Here is a 16871-nt window from a genome sequence, read left to right as displayed (position 1 = left end):
GCAGGTCGAGCAAGGTGCGGAAGAATCGGCCTCGGGTGGCGGGCGGAGTCGTCAGCAGCAGTTCCTGGATCAGCGCCCGCGCCGCCGGCGGCGCGCCCGCACCGATCGCTACCGGCGCCATCATCGCCGCCCGCAGGGGCATGCGTCGCGGGACGGGCACGCCGCCGAACGCGCTGAGCCCGAGGGGACCCAACCGATCCAGCAGTGTCGACAGCGGCGGTCGCAGACCGCCCCCGGACAGCGTGGCGGCCACGTCCATCGCGATGTCGCCCGGGCTGGAGTTGATCAGAGCGAGGGAGTCGACACAGCGGGTGACGTCCTCGGGATACCGGTGCGCCCACGACTGAATCGTGATGCCGCCCATGGAATGTCCCGCGACGAGCGCGCGCTCCCCCGGACGGATCGTGGCGCGCACCACCGCGGCGAGGTCGTCGGCCAGACATTCGACCGTCCATCCGGCACGACCCGGACGCCCGCTGCGTCCGTGCCCGCGATGATCGAAGGCGATCACGCGGTGATGCGACGACAGCGCGGCAATCTGATTGGCCCAGAAGCGAATCGCGCAGCAGATGCCGTGCGAGAGCACGATCGGGTAGCCCTCGGCCGGGCCGAACACCTCGGTATGGATCGCGGTTCCGTCGGCCGACCGGACATCCACGACCCGGCCCGCCGGAAAACCCTCGTACAGCCGGAATTCGCCCGATCCGCGCAACCGTGCCCGATTGCGGCGGCTCAGCGTGCGCCATGCGGCCGACATCGGCTACCGTCCCGTTCCCGGTTCGGCGGCGGCGTCCACAGCCACAGCGGCGAGGGAAAGCGTGCCGGGGCCGACCTGCGCGTGGACTGTGGTTGCGACTCTCATCATTCCTTCTCCGAAGACCGTTCCCTCTGTTCTACTTGCTTCCTCGAGGCAAATGCTTGGCCGCCGAGGGTGAATCCGGGATCTCGTTCATACTGTGGGTGTGAATATGCCGTTTCGCGCCGATCCCGTGGTTCCCGCGGATATCGCCCCCGCGCTCTACGACGCGTTGCCGGTCGCCGAGGACGAGGTCTTCGAGACCGTCGCGCGCGAGTTACCGGTGTTCGCCGAGGTTTTCGAGGGCGCGCTGGGCGGCCGGGCGCGGGCCGACATCAATACGATGCTGGCCGGATTCCTGGTTCTGGCCTGCGGTGACGGCCCGGGCCGGCGGCCGGTCGACCTGGTCGCCGTGGAGCGCGCGGCCTACGATCTCGGGCGGTTCGAGGCGTATTCCGGGCGTTCGATCGACGCGCTCAACGCGGCCTTCCGGCTCGGTGCGCGCATCGGCTGGCGGCATTGGAGCGGCACCGCGCAAACCCACGGCATGAGCACCTCCGGGATCGCGCGCCTGGCCGAGTTGAACTTCGACTACATCGACAATCTCGCCGACGCCGCCGTCAGCGGGCATGCCGCCGAGCTGATCTCGGCCGGACAACAACGCCAGCGACGCCGGGAGCGGCTGACCGAACATCTCCTGACCGGTGCGGCGGACGACGAGATTCGGGCCGCGGCCGAGCTCGCCGCATGGCACGCACCCGAGACGATGGTCGCGGTCGTCCTCCCGCGCAGCGACGCGCGCAATGCCGTTCCACTCGTCGATCACCGCACCCTCCAGGCCGACGACGATCTCGTGCCCGGCCCGGCCGGTTCCGGGCTCGCGGTCCTGCTGGTGCCGATCAGCGCGACAACGTCACGCACCACGCTGGTCCGGCGGCTCGCCGACCTCCGGGCCGCTGTCGGACCCGAACAACCGTGGCTCGATGTGCGGTATTCGGCTGTGCTCGCCACCCGGGCATGGGAATGTCACACCGACGGGCCGTGGCCCCTCGATGCCGAGAAGTCGCTGGCGCAATTGGTCGTGCACGCGGATCCGCGCACCAGGCAGCTCCAGCGCGCGGCGGCGCTCGCGGCCTTCGATCATCTGCGCCCCGACACCCGGGAGAGATACGAACAGACGCTGCGGGCCTGGTTGTTGCACCAGGGCAGGCGTGAGGACGTCGCCCGGCATCTGATCCTGCACCCGCAGACCGTGCGTTATCGGATGGATCGGATTCGCGAAATCCTCGGCGACGACCTGAACGACCCGGAGCGCGTACTGGACCTGGTGATCGCACTCGCCTGACTACGCGACATAAGACGTATCCCTCAGTGGTGCAGGCCTTTTCGCGGTTCGGCGAGCTCGGTCACGACTCGCCTTTCCGGGCCGCCTCTCGCCTGCCCGGCCGCCAGGCGGATCGCGCGTCGAGCAGATAGGCCAGCTGCATCTTCGTATTGGCGTTGACCTCCACCAGCGCGTCGGGATCGTCGCGCCGGGCGGGTACCGACAGCACGTCGAGCGAACTGTCCAGCGACACGATGAGAACGGTGACCAGCAGTGTCGCCAGCATCTTCGTGTCCTTGATGGGCCAGCGATTGACCGGCTCGGTCCGGGCGAGCACGGTGGCCATCTGGTTGATCATGACGCGGATCTCGGTCCGGATCACGCGCCGCATCGTCGCACTGCCGGCGATTCGCTCCCGGGCGACGAAGGCGATGTAGCTGTACTCCTGCCGGGTGTATTCGCCGACGACATCGACCAGATCCGACAGCAGCGTATCCGCTTCGCCCGGGGCCGGCGGGTCCATACTCGCGAGAAGTTTCTTGAGGCGCCGGAACGACTCCTCGATGATCGCGATGCCCAGCGCGTCCAGCGATTCGAAGTAGCGGTAGAAGGCCGAGGGAGCCAGTCCCGCCGTCGTCGCGATCTTGCGCAGGCTCAGCGCTTCGAAGGCCTCACCACCCGCGATCAGCTCCAGCGCCGCCTCGATGATCGCCGACCGGCTCTCGTGCCGGCGCTGCGCCTGCGTCCGTTGCGCGGTCGCCGCGCGGGGTCGCCCACCCTCCTCATCCAGTGAACGCTTGTTCTGCTTTCCGTGTGTGCGTCTACTCACATAATCTCCTGAAAGCTTGAGTTGATCTAGCCTTGTTCGTCAACATTCGGAACATCTGTTCTCTAAGTTGGAGGAACACATGAAACTCGCGACCAGGCTACCAGGGGAACGACACCTCGAACGCGCCGACGCGGACCGAATTGCGCAGATCAGAGGGGCGATCATCGCGATCGGCGACTCGTGGCGCGCGCGGCATCCGTGGATCACCGCCCACCAGGATCGGATCGGTTTGGGGATCTTCCTCGCCGCCATCGCCGGCGTGGTCGCCGACGGCTGGCTGTACCACGCCGGCGTCCTGCCGTGGTGGGTGACGATCCCGCTCACCGGCTTCTGGCTCTCGCTGCTGCACGAGCTGGAGCACGATCTGATCCATTCGATGTACTTCCGGAACAACCGTTTCGTTCACAACCTGATGATGTTCGGCGTGTGGTTCTTCCGGCCGAGCACCATCAACCCGTGGGTACGCCGCCGCCTGCACCTGCACCACCACGAAGTTTCCGGCACGGATTCCGACCTCGAGGAGCGGGCGATCACCAACGGTGAGGGCTGGGGCGCGCACCGGCTCGTGAGCCTGCTCGACTCGGTGCTGGGCATGTACGCCAAACCGTTCCGGATGCGGCGCATCGTGGAGAACTACATCGAACACGAGGCGCGCACCCCGCAGGAGGCTCGACAGCTGGCCACCGTCAACGCCCTGTCCTATTTCCCGCTGGGCGCGGTCCACTACACGCTGTGGCACCTGTTCCTGGGCATCCACGCCTACCAGCTGGTGATGGGCCCGATCTCGATTCCCGGACAGGGAATCCTGGACTTCCTGGCCGTCGCCATCCTGGCGCCCAACGCGGTCCGCACGTTCTGCCTGCACTTCGTCAGTTCCAACATGCACTACTTCGGCGACGTCCAGGCGCACAACGTGCTGCAGCAGACGCAGGTGTGGACGGCGAAGTGGCTCAAGCCGTTCCACGCGCTGTGCTTCAACTTCGGCGAAACCCACGCCATTCACCACTTCCTGGTCCGCGACCCGTTCTACATCCGCGAGGCCATCAAGCACGACTGCCAGGCCGTGCTGCGCGACAACGACGTCCGGTTCAACGACTTCGGCACGTTCCGGCGCGCCAACCGCTTCGCGCTCACCTCGGCATCCGTCGAGCCGTAATTCACCCGAGCCCCGAATTGGAGACGACATGACCACCGCCACCACGACACAGCTCTGGATCTGCACGCGATGCGGCATGATCTACGACCCCGCCGAAGGCGATCCGGACGGCGGCATCGCCCCCGGCACAGCGTTCGCCGACATCCCCGACGACTGGGTCTGCCCGGTCTGCGGGGCGCGCAAGGTCGACTTCATCCCCTACGAGGACTGATCATGACCGGCAAACCCGTCGACGGCCAGCACGTCGACATCCTTCTGGTCGGTGGCGGAGTCGCCGCCGCCAACGCGGCGGAAGAGCTGCGCCGCAACGGGTTCGACGGCACGATCGCCGTGGCGACGCGGGAGAGCGATCCCCCCTACTACCGCTTCTACCTGACCAAGGAATATCTGCGCGGCAAGGTGAGCCGGGAGGATCTGTTCGTCCACTCACCGGAATGGTGGCAGGACAACGACATTGCGCTCTGGCTACGCGCGCCGGTCGCCAATCCGGACCTGGACGCGCACACCGTGCGGGTGGGACGCAGAACCGTGTCCTGGGGCAGGATGCTGCTGGCCACCGGATCCACTGTGCGCCCGCTGATCTGCGAGGGCGCGGGCCTGCGCGGCGTGCACTACCTGCGCACGACCTGGAACGCCGCCGATCTGCGCGACGAGGCGCGGTCGGCGGCCCGGGCGGTGGTCGTCGGCGGCTCGTTCATCGCCGCGGAAACCGCCGCCTCGCTGGCGGCACTCGGCCTCGATGTGGCGATGGTCTTTCCCGAGGATCTGCCCTTCGTCCGCGCACTCGGGGCCCCGATCGGTGCGCTGGTGGCCGACGAACTGGCTCGGCTCGGCGTGCGAATGGTCCCTCATACCACCGCCGCCGCCTTCCAGGGCACCGAGCGGGTGGACGCCGTCACCTTGTCGACCGGCGTGCACCTTCCCGCCGACCTCGTCGTCGTCGGCACCGGATCGCGGCGTGAGACCACGCTCGCCACCGCCGCCGGTCTCCCCCTCGGACCGGCCGGCGGCATCCTGTGCGACAGCACGCTGCGCGCCCACGACGCCGTGTGGGCCGCGGGCGACGTCTGCGAATTTCACAGCGTCCGCCTCGGCCGGGCAACGAATATCGAGCACGACCGTGTCGCCGCGGCCCAGGGGCGCCATGCGGCCCGCTCGATGCTCGGAGCGAAGGAACCGTTCGACGCGCTGCCGTATTTCTGGACCTCGGTCGGTGCGGAACTCCGGATCGACGTCCTCGGTTTCCACGGCCCCGGACGACAGCCGCAACCGTTGAACCTGGCGCACCACCCCGACCTCGCGGCGCGGTTCACACCCACCCGCGGTCTCGTCGGCACACCGCAGGCGTTCCGCTATTCGGTCGAGGGCAGCACCGTCGGGTACGCCTCGGTCAACGGCGCACTCCACCTGCGGGTGGCCGGCCGCCACCTGGCGCAGACGTCCGCACCGCAGCCTCGCCGAGCGCACGGTGGAATCGCGGAAACCGGCGCCGGGATGCGCTGAGCGGACGGACCGCCGCTACCGGCGGCAGGAACAGGACCGGGCACCGACAACGAGGTCGGTGCCCGGTCCTGTTGTGCCACACCATCACTCGGGCCGGTCCGGGCGCGCGCTGTCGTAGGCGATCAGGGCCGCGCGCAGCCGGAACTGCTGTGCCGGATCGCGGGGGTCGAGTCCCGTCAGCCGCTCGATCCGCCGCAGGCGGTAGTCCAGCGTGTTCAGGTGAATGTGCAGCGACTCGATCGTCCGTGGCCGGCTGAGTCCGGTGGCCAGATGCGCACGCAACGTGTCGAGCAGGTAGGGACAGTCGATCAGCGGCGCGATCATCGCGGCCAGACGGTCCCGCTCGACGCAGGGGCGGGCGAGCAGCCGCTCGACCGCGAGATCACCGAAGCGATACAGGCCGCCCGGGTAGCCGGTGCGACGGGCCAGTCGAACCAGCTCGTGGCCCGTGTTCGCGGTCCGGCGCAGCGCACGCCGGTCGGCACCCTCGACAACGGCGTGAATCGGCCGGCCGAGCGTCTGCGAGAGCAGTTCGGCGACACCCGCGGTGTCCGCCTCGGCGAGCTGGGAGGTGGGAACCAGCACCGTCGCGAGATCGCGCCCGACCACGGCCAGCGGGTCGCCGCCACCGCGCAGCCGACGTTGCCGGACGAGTTCGTGCCGCGCCGAACCCCACCACGTGCGGATGCGGGCGCGGCTGCCCAGCGGCTCACCGAACGCGATGGCGAAAACCCAGTAGGTGTCCGCCAGGGCGATGCCGGCATCCCGGGCCGCCACTCTCATATCGCGTCCGGCGAGCACAGCGGACGCGATACTGTATTCCGCCCCTTCGGGATTGTGCGGACCGCGCGTGAGCTCTCCCATATACGCGCGGGACACGGTGACACCGAGTGTTTTCAGCGCCGAGAACAACACGAAGAAGACACGCGCGTTGGTCTGTGCGTCGAATGCCGTCGACAGTTCGTCGATGACCATGCGCATGCCCTTGTGCAGACAGTGGGTGATCGTCGGCAATTCGACTCCCTGCCGCGCCCACCGCACCGCGGACTGTTCCAGCGCGCCCAGCGATTCCACGCAGCCGCGGCCGTCGATCACGGCACTGGTGTAATCCAGCGCGATCGCGGTCGCCGCGACAATGGCGCGATTCGATCGGCGATCACGTTCGGGCTGCATCGCGATCAACCGGTCGGATATCACGGCGGTCAGCCGGGGAAGGTAGGCGGCGACCTCGCCGAGCTCCCGAACCGGCGGATCGTGCAAAGGGGACTCGGCCATCGGGTACCTGCTCCTTCTCGCCCGGATTCCGCGACCCCCGCCCTCGACGACGGCCGTCCACACAGCGGCACAACGCCTCCATATTAGAGAACAGTTGTTCCGCAATAATCGAATCCGGGCGAGCTACACACAAGCTTCGGTGCAGCGATGTGACCAATGACACGACACATCGAGAGAACAGGTGAACACCGAATCGCGACTCGAGTCAGACTCCCGATGCCGCCGACGCGATCACATCGGCCACCACGGCGGGCTGCGAGACGAGCGCGACATGCGATGCCTGCACCTCGCTGGTGTGCGCGCCGATCCGGCCCGCCATCCACCGTTGCGCGGCGGGCGGGATCACGGTGTCGTTCGCGGAGACCAGATACCAGCTCGGCGTGCTCGACCACGAGGGCTGCCCGGACGGCTCGACATTCGCCGACACCGCGAGGGACTTCTGGTGGGCGAGCATGGTAGCCGCCGTCGCGTCGCTGACGTCGGGGGCGAAGACCTGATGGAACGACGCGTCGGCGATGTAGGCGTCGAGGTTGCGGCCGAGGGCGTTGCTCGAATCGTCGACGATCTTCATCTGCAGTGCGGGCGGCAGTAATTGGCTGCCGGGAAAGCGGATCGGATCCAGCGCCAGCGCCACCGGCTCCCCCTGTGCCGGCGCGAACGCCGCCACGTACACCAGCGCCCGCACGTTCGGATTGTGGATGTTGGTGATCACCGCGCCGCCGTAGGAGTGGCCGACCAGGACGACCGGGCCGGAGATTCCGGCGACGGTCTTCTCGACGGCCGCGGCGTCGTGGGCCGGGCCGCGCAGCGGATTCTCGGGCACCACCACCTGGTAACCCCGCCCACGCAAATCGGCGGCAACGGCATCCCAGCTGGTGGTGTCGGCGAAGGCCCCGTGTACCAGCACGATTGTCGGCATGGTCTGGGCATTCGCGGGTCCGACTGTCGCCACGACGAATCCGGCGAACAGCGCGAACACGAGCGACACCGCTTTCACGAAACGGGTGAATCTCATGACGTGTCCCTTCATCGCTACGCCGGCGGGCAGATGCACGCGTCCGGCAATCCATGGGCAAAGGTGACCTGGCAGCGACGATAGCGCCCCCGGCACGCACCGGCAGCGGTTCGGGGAAGATCCGCTCAGCCCGCCTCGAATCGGGTGGCGATGTCGGCGGCCGTCACCTTGGCCAGTTCGACGAACAGCGGGAGTCGCTCGGGAATCATCAGCGCCGTGGGCCCGCGCAGTCCGAGCGCGAAGCGGCAGTCGCCGTCCCGGGTGAGGATCGGCAGGCCGATGGTCCGGAAGCCGGGATCCAGCTCCTCGTCGTTGTAGGCGTAACCGCGGGCGAGTGTGCGCTCCAGTTCGGCACGCAGTTCGGCTGGGGAGGAGACCGACCGGGCGGTGCCCTCGTCGTAGGAAAGAGTGGCCAGGACCTCGTCGGAGGCACCCGACCAGGCGAGCAGGGCCTTGCCCAGCGCACTCGCGTGCAGGGGCAGGCGGACTCCCATCAGCCGATGTCCGTCGGTCTCCCGCCAGCGGCTGGTGCCGAGCAGGACGGCATGAATGCTGTGCCGGATCGCGACCGACGCGCTGGCGCCGGTGGTGGCCGCGAGCTGTTCCAGGCTCGGCTCGGCGAGATAGATGCGGTGCTGGCGGTAGGCGATCTGACCGTATTCGGCGAGTGCGCCGCCCATGCGATAGCGGCTCGAGGCCTCGTCCTTCTCCAGGAAGCCCGCCTGCACCAGCGCGGCGAGCAGGCGGTGGGTGGTGCTCACCGCCAGGCCCTGCTGACGGGCGACTTCCGAGACGCCGCGTTCGTCGCCGTCGCGGAAACAGTCGAGGACCGACAGCGCGCGGGTGACGGTCTGCACTCCGGAGGCTTCCACGCCGGGGACGGTAACACAGAAAGGCGGTCCGCATCGCCTCGTTCATTCCACTATTCGGAAAGACAACCCGCACCGACTTCGGATCACGCTGCGCGAAAAGCCGCGTCGATCAAGCTGATTGACCAGTACAGAGGACTCGCGTGCCGCGAATACACCCGAAGAGGAGGTTTCGTCAAGCCTTCCGATCCTCGGAAAGCATTACCTCGTAACGAGGTCCGTCCGTCCCTACTGTCGCTGGATATCACTCGACTTCGGTTCCCGATTCGGAAGAGGTGCTCCACGATGTTCCGCACGCGCAGGCCACACGGTTGGCGACTCGCGCTCGCGCTCGCCCCCGTCGTCGCTCTGGTCGCGGCGTGTGGCTCCGGATCCGCGACCGAATCCGGCGCCGGATCGCAGCTGGTGTTGAAGGTGGCCGATCCCGGCAACGCGGGTCCGCTCGCGGTGGCCAAACGGGACGGCACGTTCGACAAGGCCCTGGCTCCGCTGGGGGCCAAGGTCGAATGGGTCAACACCACACCGGGTTTCAGCTCCATGCTCAAGCTGTTCAACACCAAGCAACTCGATATCTCCGGGGCCGCGTTCAGCCCGGTCGTGGGTGCGCTGTCGAAGGATGTCGCGGTCCGCATCGTGGCGGTGCAGGATCCGGCCGGTAAGGACCAGAGCGGCATCATCGCCACCAAGGAATCGGGCATCCACTCGGTGGCCGAACTGGTCGGCAAGCGCGTCGCGGTGAACCCGGCCGGCAAGGGCGAATACATCCTGCTGAAGGCCCTCGCCCAGGCGGGCGTGCCGGCCGACAAGGTGACGCGAGTGCCGTTGCAGCAGAAGGACGCCGCCTCGGCCTTCGCCACCGGCAAGGTCGACGCCTGGGCCTCGTTCCTGGTGCCCTATCAGGAGGCCAAGGCCAACGGCGGTGTGGAGATCGCGACCGAGCAGAGCATCGGCTCCAAGGACAACACGGTGGTGGTCTTCCGCACCGAGATCCTCGACAAACGCCCGGAGGTCGCCGCCAAATATCTCGAGGTGCTGCAGGGTCTGACCGTTCAGCAGCACGACAATCCATCCGCGTTCGAGAACGTCTTCGAGCAGACCGGCCCGCGGGCGCTGACCGGCGCCCGGCTCGCCGATGCGATCCGCGTGGACAGCGAGGCCACCGTGCCCCGGCTGCCGCTGGAATCCGATGCCGCCGACCTCGCCGACGTGGTCGACCTGTTCGCCGGTAACGGGGTGATCAGCCGCAAGATCACCGCCGCCGACATCTTCTACGACCTGAAGGCCAAGCTCACCCCCGACCAGCTGGCCGCGCTGAAGACGGGCCGTTGACATGACCGCCGTCATCGCTCCCGCCGCGTCGACGGGCCGGCTGGCACCGCCGCGCAGCCGGGTCGAGAAACGCCGACCCGCATGGCTTTCGGTGCCGCTGCGCTTCCTGCTTCCGGTACTGATCTTCGCCGGCTGGTGGATCGGGTCGGCCACCGGCGCGCTGTCGCCGCAGGTGCTGGCCGGCCCGCCGAAGGTCTGGTCGGCGTTCACCGAACTGGTGCACAACGGCCAGCTGGTCGATTTCGCGCTCGCCTCCTTCGTCCGCGCCGGGCTGGGGGTGGGACTCGGCGTCTCGGCCGGGCTGCTGCTCGGCTTGGCGGCCGGATTGTCCAGTCTCGGTGAGGAATTGGTCGATTCGACGATGCAGATCGTGCGCGCCGTCCCGTTCCTCGCGCTGGTGCCGTTGTTCATCGCCTGGTTCGGCATCGACGAGTTGTACAAGGTGCTGCTCATCGCGGTCGCCACCGTCGCGCCCATGTATGCCTACACCTACCTCGGCGTGCGCAATGTGGACCGCAAGGTGGTGGAGGCCGCCCGTGGCTTCGGGCTGGCCGGCCCGCGACTGGTGCTCGAGGTGATCCTGCCGTCGGCGCTGCCGGGCATCCTGATGGCGCTGCGGGTCTGCCTGTCCATCAGCATCACCGGCCTGATCGCGGCCGAGCAAGTCGGCACCAGCAAGGGCGTGGGCTATCTGGTCACCCTCGCGCAGGAATACAACCGCACCGACTACATGGTGCTGTGCGTCGTGCTCTACGCCGTCCTGGGCCTGGTGTTCGACGGCGCGGTGCGGCTGATCGAACGCTTCGCGATGCCGTGGCGCGGGCAGGTGGCGATCCGATGACCGCCGTGGACGAACCCCGCACCGCCACACCGCTGGCCGTGCACATCACCGGACTGCGAAAAGCCTTCGGCGACAAGATCGTTCTCGACGGTGTGGACCTGAGCATCCGCCGCGGCGAGTTCGTGGTGCTGCTCGGACCCAGCGGCACCGGCAAGACCACGCTGCTGCGACTGCTCACCGGGCTGGAGGCTCCGGATGCGGGCGAGGTGCTGGTTCCGGCCGTCCGCACCACCGTCTATCAGGAGCCCCGGCTCATCCCGTCCAAACGGGTGCTGGCGAATGTCGTTGTCGGGCAACGCCGTTCCAAGCCGGTCCGGGAGGCGGGCCTGCGCGCCCTCGCCGAGGTCGGACTCGACGAGAAAGCCCGGCAATGGCCCGCCACCCTGTCCGGCGGCGAAGCCCAGCGCGCCGCCCTCGCGCGCGCACTGGTCCGGGAGCCCGAACTGCTGCTGCTGGACGAGCCGTTCGCCGCGCTCGACGCCCTGACCCGGTTGCAGATGCAGGACCTCGTCGGCGACCTGGTGGAGCGCCATCGCCCGGCGGTGCTGATGGTCACCCACGACGTCGACGAGGCGGTCCGGCTGGCCGACCGGGTCCTCGTCCTGAACCGGGGCCGCTTCGCCGTCGACATCGATATCGATCTGCCCCGCCCGCGCGACCGGACCGACCCCGCCGCCCTGCGCTACCAGGCGGCTCTGCTCGCCGAACTCGGCGTCGGCCACACCACCGACCACCACCGAATTCCCTGAAACCACGGAGCTTTTCATGACCGACACCCTCTGGTACACCCGCTGCCCCGTGCCGACCGCCAGCGGTCTGGCGCACAGCCTGGGCTGGCTCGGGGACGCCGCGCAGCGCGGCGGCCTCACCTTCGGCGTCCTGCAGGACGCCGGACCCGAACTGGCCGGATTCCACTTCGACCACGGCCTGGCCGGCCTGGTGCGCGAAGGCGGCAACGTGCCCGCGCTGGCGGCCCGTGCCGCCGGCTCACCCACCCGGCTCATCGGCCTCACCTGGATCGACGAATCGCAGGCCATCCTGGTCGGCCCGGATTCCGCGGTCGCCTCCCCCGCCGATCTGGCCGGTCTGCGCATCGGCATTCCGGCCTGGGCACAGGATCAGGCCCGCAGCTTCCCGCGCGCCATGGCGTTGCACGGCTTCGCCAACGCGCTGCGGCTGGGCGGTCTGACCCTCGCCGATGTCACCGTGGTCGAACTCGCCGTGGAACGAGATCCGCAGGTGCGCACCGATGTTCAGCAGCGCGACCGCCGCGTCACCTGGGGCGCGGAGGAGTTGCTGCGCGGCGAGGTGGACGCGATCTACGTCAAGGGCGCCCGGGCCCAGGAGGTCGCCGCCGAGCACGGGCTGCGGGTGGCGGTGGACCTCGATGCCACCGACAGCAAGCGGCTGCGCGTCAACAACGGCACCCCGCGCCCCATCACCGTGCATCAGCAACTTCTCGACACCCGGCCCGAGGTGGTGGTCGACTTCCTCGCGCAGAGTCTGCGCGCCGCCGACTGGGCCGGCGACAATCTCGACGGCGTCCGCGCGGTGCTGCAACGCGAAACCCTGTCCGGCCCTGAGGGAGTCGTGGCCGCCTACGGCGAGGACTTCCACCGCAGCCTGCATCCCAGCCTGGACGAAGAACGGCTGGAGCTGCTGGGTGTGCAGAAACAGTTCCTGTACACCCACGGCTTCCTCGCCACCGACTTCGATCTCGCATCGTGGATCGCGCCGGAGCCGCTGGCCCGGGCACGGGAGCTGGTCGCGACCGGACGGGCGGCGGCATGACCGAATACCTGTGGCGACTGCCCAGCCGCGGTGACGGCCGCCGCGCACGCCCGGAACTGCGGCATCGCGGCGGTTTCGGCGGTCCGGTGCCCACCCCGGCGAGCGGGCACACCGGGGATCGTGCGCCCGATCGCGAACCGACCGATGTGCGGCCCGGCCGCTTCGGCCCCTTCGACGACCTGCATCAGGTGATCGACGCCGCCGAACTGGCCGGACTCGACGGCGTGCTCGCGCCCTACGACCCGCTGGGCGAGGAATCGTGGATCGTCGCCGGCGGCGCCCTGCGCGCCACCCGGCACAGCCGGGTGATCGTCGAATTCCAGCCCGCCTTCGGCACTCCCGTCTACGCGGCGAAGGTGTCGGCGACCCTGCAGCGCCTGTCGGCGGGGCGGCTGGGCTGGCACCTGGCGGTCGACACCGACGACGCGGAGGCGCGTTCGCGCGGCGACCGGGTGTCCGGTGCCGACCGCTACCGTCGCGCCGCGGAATTCCTCACCGTCGCACGCGGTGTGTGGAACAGCGATCCGGTGCCGGCGGCCGGGTTCCGGGGCACCGGATTCGATTTCGCGGGCGACTACTACGACGTGATCGACGGCGGTTTCCGCGGCGTGCTGTCGGGCCTGCCCTTCCCGACCGTCTACCTGTCCGGCACCTCGCCCGAGGCTCTGGACCTTTCGGCACGTCACGGCGATGTGCACGTGTTCACCGAATCCCCCGACGGCCCGGGCGAACAGTTGGCCGCACTGCGCGCCCGGACCGGCGAGACCGGGCGCACCGTGCGCGCCGGACTCGAGATCCCGGTCATCGCGCGCGAGACCGAGGACGAAGCCTGGGCGCGAGCGGAACGGCAATGGCGTGAGGTGCGCCCGGACGGGCCGGGCGCGCGATCGCTGGCGCTGGGCGACGGCCGCTGGGCGGGATTCGACCTGCTCGGATATTCGCAGGCCATCGGTCTGGTCGGCAGTTACGAGCAGGTGGCCCGGCAGCTGCAGGTCTATGCCGCAACGGGTTTCGACACCATCGTGCTGTCCGGGCACCCGCACATCGAGGAGATACATCGGGCCGGTGAGCACCTGCTGTTCCTCGCCGATCCGGCCGGACGCACCCTGAAGGAGGTCGCGCTGTGACGATCGACATCTACTGGCGCATCGGAATGGAAGGCGACCACGCCTCGCTGCGCACACCACGCCGCCACAATCGCGGCAACGCCGACGGCTACGGCCCGGGCAATATCGCCCCGGCCGTGCGCGGCGGTGAACTCGACGGGTACAGCTATATCGATCACGTCGCCGCCGTCGCCCGAGCGAGCGAATCCGCGGGATTCCTGGGCGGGCTGCTGCCCTCGTTCCCGGTCACCGAGGATCCGTGGGCCTTCGCCGCCGCACTGGCCCGCGAGACCACCACCTACCGCTTCATGGTCGCCTTCCAGCCGGGCTTCCTGCACCCGGTGCAGGCCGCGCGCATGTCGGCAAGTCTGCAACGCGCCACCGGCGGGCGGCTGGTCTACAACATCATCAGCGGCGGCGGGGGTCCGGCCCAATTGTGGTGGGGCGACAAGGTTTCCCACGACGACCGTTACGCCCGCACCAGCGAATTCCTCGACGTGCTGCGCGGGGTGTGGGACGGGCGGCCGTACACCCACGACGGCCGGTTCTTCCACACCGAGGCCGCCGCCCTGCCGCCGGGGCTGGCCGGCCAACCGTTCCCGGAGGTGTACTTCTCGGGATCCTCCGGCGCCGCGGTGCAGGCCGCCGGACGTCACGCGGACTACTACCTGTCCTGGCTGGAGCCCTTCGGCGACCTGCGCGCCAAATTCGACGGCGTGCGCGCCCATGCCGAAAAGATCGGCCGCACACCGAAATTCGCGGTCCGCATCGACATCCTGGCCCGGCACACCGAAGAGGCCGCGTGGGACGAGATCCGCAAGGGCTGGGCCTTCGTCGACCGCGAGGCCGCCAACCGCGCCGCCCAGGGCGATTCGGTGGGAGCGGCGCGGATCAAGGGCTGGGTCCCCGAAACCATCACCGGCTACCGGGATCTCGAGGTGCAACCCAACGTCTGGTGCGGATTCAGCCTGATCCGCGGCGGGCCCGCCTTCGGCCTGGTCGGCAGCTACGAACAGGTCGCGCAGCGCCTCGACGAGCTGATCGACCTCGGGGTCGACGCCTTCATTCTCGCCGGAAACCCGCATCTGGAAGAGGCCTACCGGGTCGGCGAGGAAGTGCTGCCGCTGCTCGGCCGCTCCCGCCTGACCGCACCCGAGGCCACCCCCGCACTGACGCACGCCCACTAGGAGAATCGTGACCACCACCGAAATCCCGCTCGACGACACCGTCACCGAATTCGTCGCCGCCGCCACCCGCGACGCCGAGAAGGCGTTCCGGGTGTTCCGCGAAACCGGCACCGTCGCAGGCAACGGGACCGTCAATTTCGTCGAACGCGTGCCCGGCCACGACATCGCGGTAGCGCTCAACGAGCCCGGCCCCTGGGCCGACGACCGCACCGTGCGACCCGTGGTCGCCACGTTCGACGGAGAAGTACTGTCCGGCACCGGTTCCGCCGGCTTCGTCACCGGCTACGCCGCGGTGTTCCGCGCGCACCCGGAGATCACTTCGGTGGTGCACGTGCACAGCCCCTGGCTGGGTGGCTGGGCGCAGACCCACCGCGTCTTCCCGATCCGCTACGCCGCCGTGCAGCGGCTGACCCTGTCCCGCGAGATCCCGCCGCATATCGATCGCAGCATCGGCGCGGGCGAGTTCATCCTCGGCCAACTGTCCCGCGACCCCGACCTCATCGCCATCTTCGAGGCCAACGGCGGCGCGAACGTCATCGGCCGTGCCGGACTGCTGGAGCTGGCGAAGCTGGTCGTGTTGCTCGAAGAGGGCGCACAGTACCAGGCGATCGCCGAAACCCTCGGCGGCTCCGTCGAATTCGACAAGTCCAATCTCGCGGTGCAGTGGGGGCGCACCGGGCTCGCGGACGAGGCCCGCCGCCGCGGACTGATCTGACCCCCTTCCGTACTTTCCCGAGGAGCAACCCATGGCCGTTCGTGTCGGCTACTTCCCGCACAACAATTCGCTGTTCGTCCTGCGTCACCGCGGCATCCTGGAACGCGCACTGCCCGACGTGGAGTGGGTGGACCTGCGCGCCCTGCCGCAGCCGCCCCGCGCCGACGTGAAGACCGCACTGCCGTCGGTCCATTCGGACTATCTTTTCGACGCGAACGGCTACGACTTCATCGGCACCGGATTCACCCCGCCGATCACCGCGCTCGGCAACGACCGCGACATCGTCTACGTCGGCATCTCCGGACCGCGCATCGAGAACGGCCGGCTGGTCACCAAGGCCGGCAACGGCATCGAATCGGTGGCCGATCTGAAGGGTAAGCGGGTCGGCATCGCGCACGGTTCCTGGCAGACCACGCTGCTGCTGTTCGCCTTGGAGCGGTCGGGTCTGGGCTGGGGCGACATCGAACCGGTCGACACCGACGTGCACGACGGCGGCGCCCTGCTGCTCGACGGCAGCCTCGACGCCTGGGTCGGCGCCTATCCCGGCCTGGCCGCCGTGGAGGCCGCCACCCCGCTGCACACCCTCGTCGACACCGAATCGGTCTTCAGCCACCCCTCGCTGTGGTTCACCCGCCGCGACTTCGCGCAAGCCCACCGCCCGGCGCTGGAAGCGATCATCACCGCCCTGCGGGAGTCCGACGCCTGGATCGCCGAAAACCCCCGCGCCGCAGCACAATACTTCGTCGACGATATCGTCGCCCGCGGCGGCACCGCCGACCTCGACGCCTGGGAGGCCGCGTTGCGCGGCCGCCCGTTCGGCCTCGGCCCGGTCACCGAACAATTCCTCGACGAACAACAGCACGCCGCCGACCTGCTGCACGCGAACGGCTTGCTGCCCAAGAAGATTCGGGTCCGCGATGCCGTCGACCCCACGATCGCGCAGTTCCTCACCGCACCCGAACCGGCACCGGCCGGCTGACGCAGCACCTCCACGGACCGCCGGCGCGCGAGTACGCGTCGGCGGTCCGGTCGCAGCCGGCTCACCCAGGGGCCGAGGTGATTGTTTGGTCTCGGCACGGGCGGGTATCGCGGCTGGCGGCGCCGGGAAACCGGCTGCCGGCCAGTTGCCCACCCC

General features: G+C 69.0%; 17 protein-coding genes. 12 read left to right on the top strand and 5 right to left on the bottom strand.

From position 1 onward, the window contains the following. Positions 1-757 (bottom strand): alpha/beta fold hydrolase (locus tag ON23_RS18695; RefSeq protein WP_051042858.1); only part of this gene is annotated, 757 nt, incomplete at its 3' end. A 211-nt stretch (positions 758-968) separates the two neighbouring features. Here ON23_RS18695 and ON23_RS18690 point away from each other — a divergent pair. Further along, positions 969-2141 carry a helix-turn-helix domain-containing protein gene (locus ON23_RS18690; protein ID WP_039779756.1) on the top strand — a complete coding sequence of 391 codons (1173 nt, stop codon included), beginning with the start codon at positions 969-971 and terminating at the stop codon, positions 2139-2141. 61 nt (positions 2142-2202) lie between these two features. Here the strand turns inward: ON23_RS18690 and ON23_RS18685 are convergent, their stop codons facing one another. Further along, positions 2203-2949 carry a TetR/AcrR family transcriptional regulator gene (locus tag ON23_RS18685; RefSeq protein WP_039779736.1) on the bottom strand — a complete coding sequence of 249 codons (747 nt, stop codon included), beginning with the start codon at positions 2947-2949 and terminating at the stop codon, positions 2203-2205. A gap of 79 nt (positions 2950-3028) precedes the next feature. Here ON23_RS18685 and ON23_RS18680 point away from each other — a divergent pair, with 79 nt between their 5' ends. From ON23_RS18680 to ON23_RS18670, 3 genes are read left to right on the top strand one after another with little or no spacing between them, the layout of a single operon-like run. Further along, entirely contained in the window at positions 3029-4105 is a 1077-nt protein-coding gene (locus ON23_RS18680) for a fatty acid desaturase (RefSeq protein ID WP_039779735.1), read from the top strand. 28 nt (positions 4106-4133) lie between these two features. Beyond that, positions 4134-4316 (top strand): rubredoxin, encoded by a 183-nt coding sequence (gene rd / locus ON23_RS18675; protein WP_039779734.1) that lies wholly within the window; start codon positions 4134-4136, stop codon positions 4314-4316. Positions 4317-4318: 2 nt separating this feature from the next. Continuing rightward, positions 4319-5608, top strand: coding sequence for an NAD(P)/FAD-dependent oxidoreductase (locus tag ON23_RS18670; RefSeq protein WP_051042856.1), 1290 nt, complete (start codon positions 4319-4321; stop codon positions 5606-5608). 84 nt (positions 5609-5692) lie between these two features. Here ON23_RS18670 and ON23_RS18665 read toward each other — a convergent pair whose 3' ends face one another. The 3 genes from ON23_RS18665 to ON23_RS18655 all read right to left on the bottom strand — a co-directional run bounded on the left by ON23_RS18665 (position 5693) and on the right by ON23_RS18655 (position 8770). Continuing rightward, positions 5693-6883: a PucR family transcriptional regulator gene (locus ON23_RS18665; protein WP_039779733.1), complete on the bottom strand. Its 1191-nt coding sequence runs from the start codon at positions 6881-6883 to the stop codon at positions 5693-5695. A gap of 205 nt (positions 6884-7088) precedes the next feature. After that, a complete protein-coding gene (locus ON23_RS18660; RefSeq protein ID WP_039779754.1) occupies positions 7089-7898 on the bottom strand; it encodes an alpha/beta fold hydrolase in 810 nt (269 codons plus the stop codon). A gap of 125 nt (positions 7899-8023) precedes the next feature. Next, the gene (locus ON23_RS18655) at positions 8024-8770 is read right to left on the bottom strand and encodes an IclR family transcriptional regulator (protein ID WP_039779732.1); all 747 of its coding nucleotides are present in this window, start codon (positions 8768-8770) and stop codon (positions 8024-8026) included. A gap of 282 nt (positions 8771-9052) precedes the next feature. Here ON23_RS18655 and ON23_RS18650 point away from each other — a divergent pair, with 282 nt between their 5' ends. The 8 genes from ON23_RS18650 to ON23_RS18615 are packed head-to-tail and all read left to right on the top strand — an operon-like array spanning position 9053 to position 16715. Beyond that, positions 9053-10096, top strand: a complete 1044-nt coding sequence (locus ON23_RS18650; RefSeq protein WP_039779731.1) for an NrtA/SsuA/CpmA family ABC transporter substrate-binding protein — start codon at positions 9053-9055, stop codon at positions 10094-10096. 1 nt (position 10097) lies between these two features. Continuing rightward, entirely contained in the window at positions 10098-10937 is an 840-nt protein-coding gene (locus tag ON23_RS18645; protein ID WP_039779730.1) for an ABC transporter permease, read from the top strand. After that, complete coding sequence (locus ON23_RS18640; protein ID WP_039779753.1) at positions 10934-11686, top strand: ABC transporter ATP-binding protein; 753 nt, start codon at positions 10934-10936, stop codon at positions 11684-11686. Before ON23_RS18645 ends, ON23_RS18640 begins: the two co-directional genes overlap by 4 nt. 16 nt (positions 11687-11702) lie before the next feature. Continuing rightward, entirely contained in the window at positions 11703-12728 is a 1026-nt protein-coding gene (locus ON23_RS18635; protein WP_039779728.1) for an ABC transporter substrate-binding protein, read from the top strand. Further along, positions 12725-13855: an LLM class flavin-dependent oxidoreductase gene (locus ON23_RS18630; protein ID WP_039779752.1), complete on the top strand. Its 1131-nt coding sequence runs from the start codon at positions 12725-12727 to the stop codon at positions 13853-13855. Before ON23_RS18635 ends, ON23_RS18630 begins: the two co-directional genes overlap by 4 nt. Then, positions 13852-15021 carry an LLM class flavin-dependent oxidoreductase gene (locus ON23_RS18625; RefSeq protein ID WP_039779727.1) on the top strand — a complete coding sequence of 390 codons (1170 nt, stop codon included), beginning with the start codon at positions 13852-13854 and terminating at the stop codon, positions 15019-15021. Before ON23_RS18630 ends, ON23_RS18625 begins: the two co-directional genes overlap by 4 nt. A gap of 7 nt (positions 15022-15028) precedes the next feature. Further along, the gene (locus ON23_RS18620) at positions 15029-15736 is read left to right on the top strand and encodes a class II aldolase/adducin family protein (RefSeq protein WP_039779726.1); all 708 of its coding nucleotides are present in this window, start codon (positions 15029-15031) and stop codon (positions 15734-15736) included. Between the two features lie 31 nt (positions 15737-15767). Continuing rightward, a complete protein-coding gene (locus ON23_RS18615) occupies positions 15768-16715 on the top strand; it encodes an ABC transporter substrate-binding protein (RefSeq protein WP_039779725.1) in 948 nt (315 codons plus the stop codon). Positions 16716-16871 lie beyond the last annotated feature (156 nt).

The organism is Nocardia cerradoensis NBRC 101014 (assembly GCF_000308535.1).
GTDB lineage: Bacteria > Actinomycetota > Actinomycetes > Mycobacteriales > Mycobacteriaceae > Nocardia > Nocardia cerradoensis.
The sequence above is the reverse complement of the archived record's forward strand: the minus strand, read 5'-3'. Positions and strand labels throughout refer to the sequence as shown.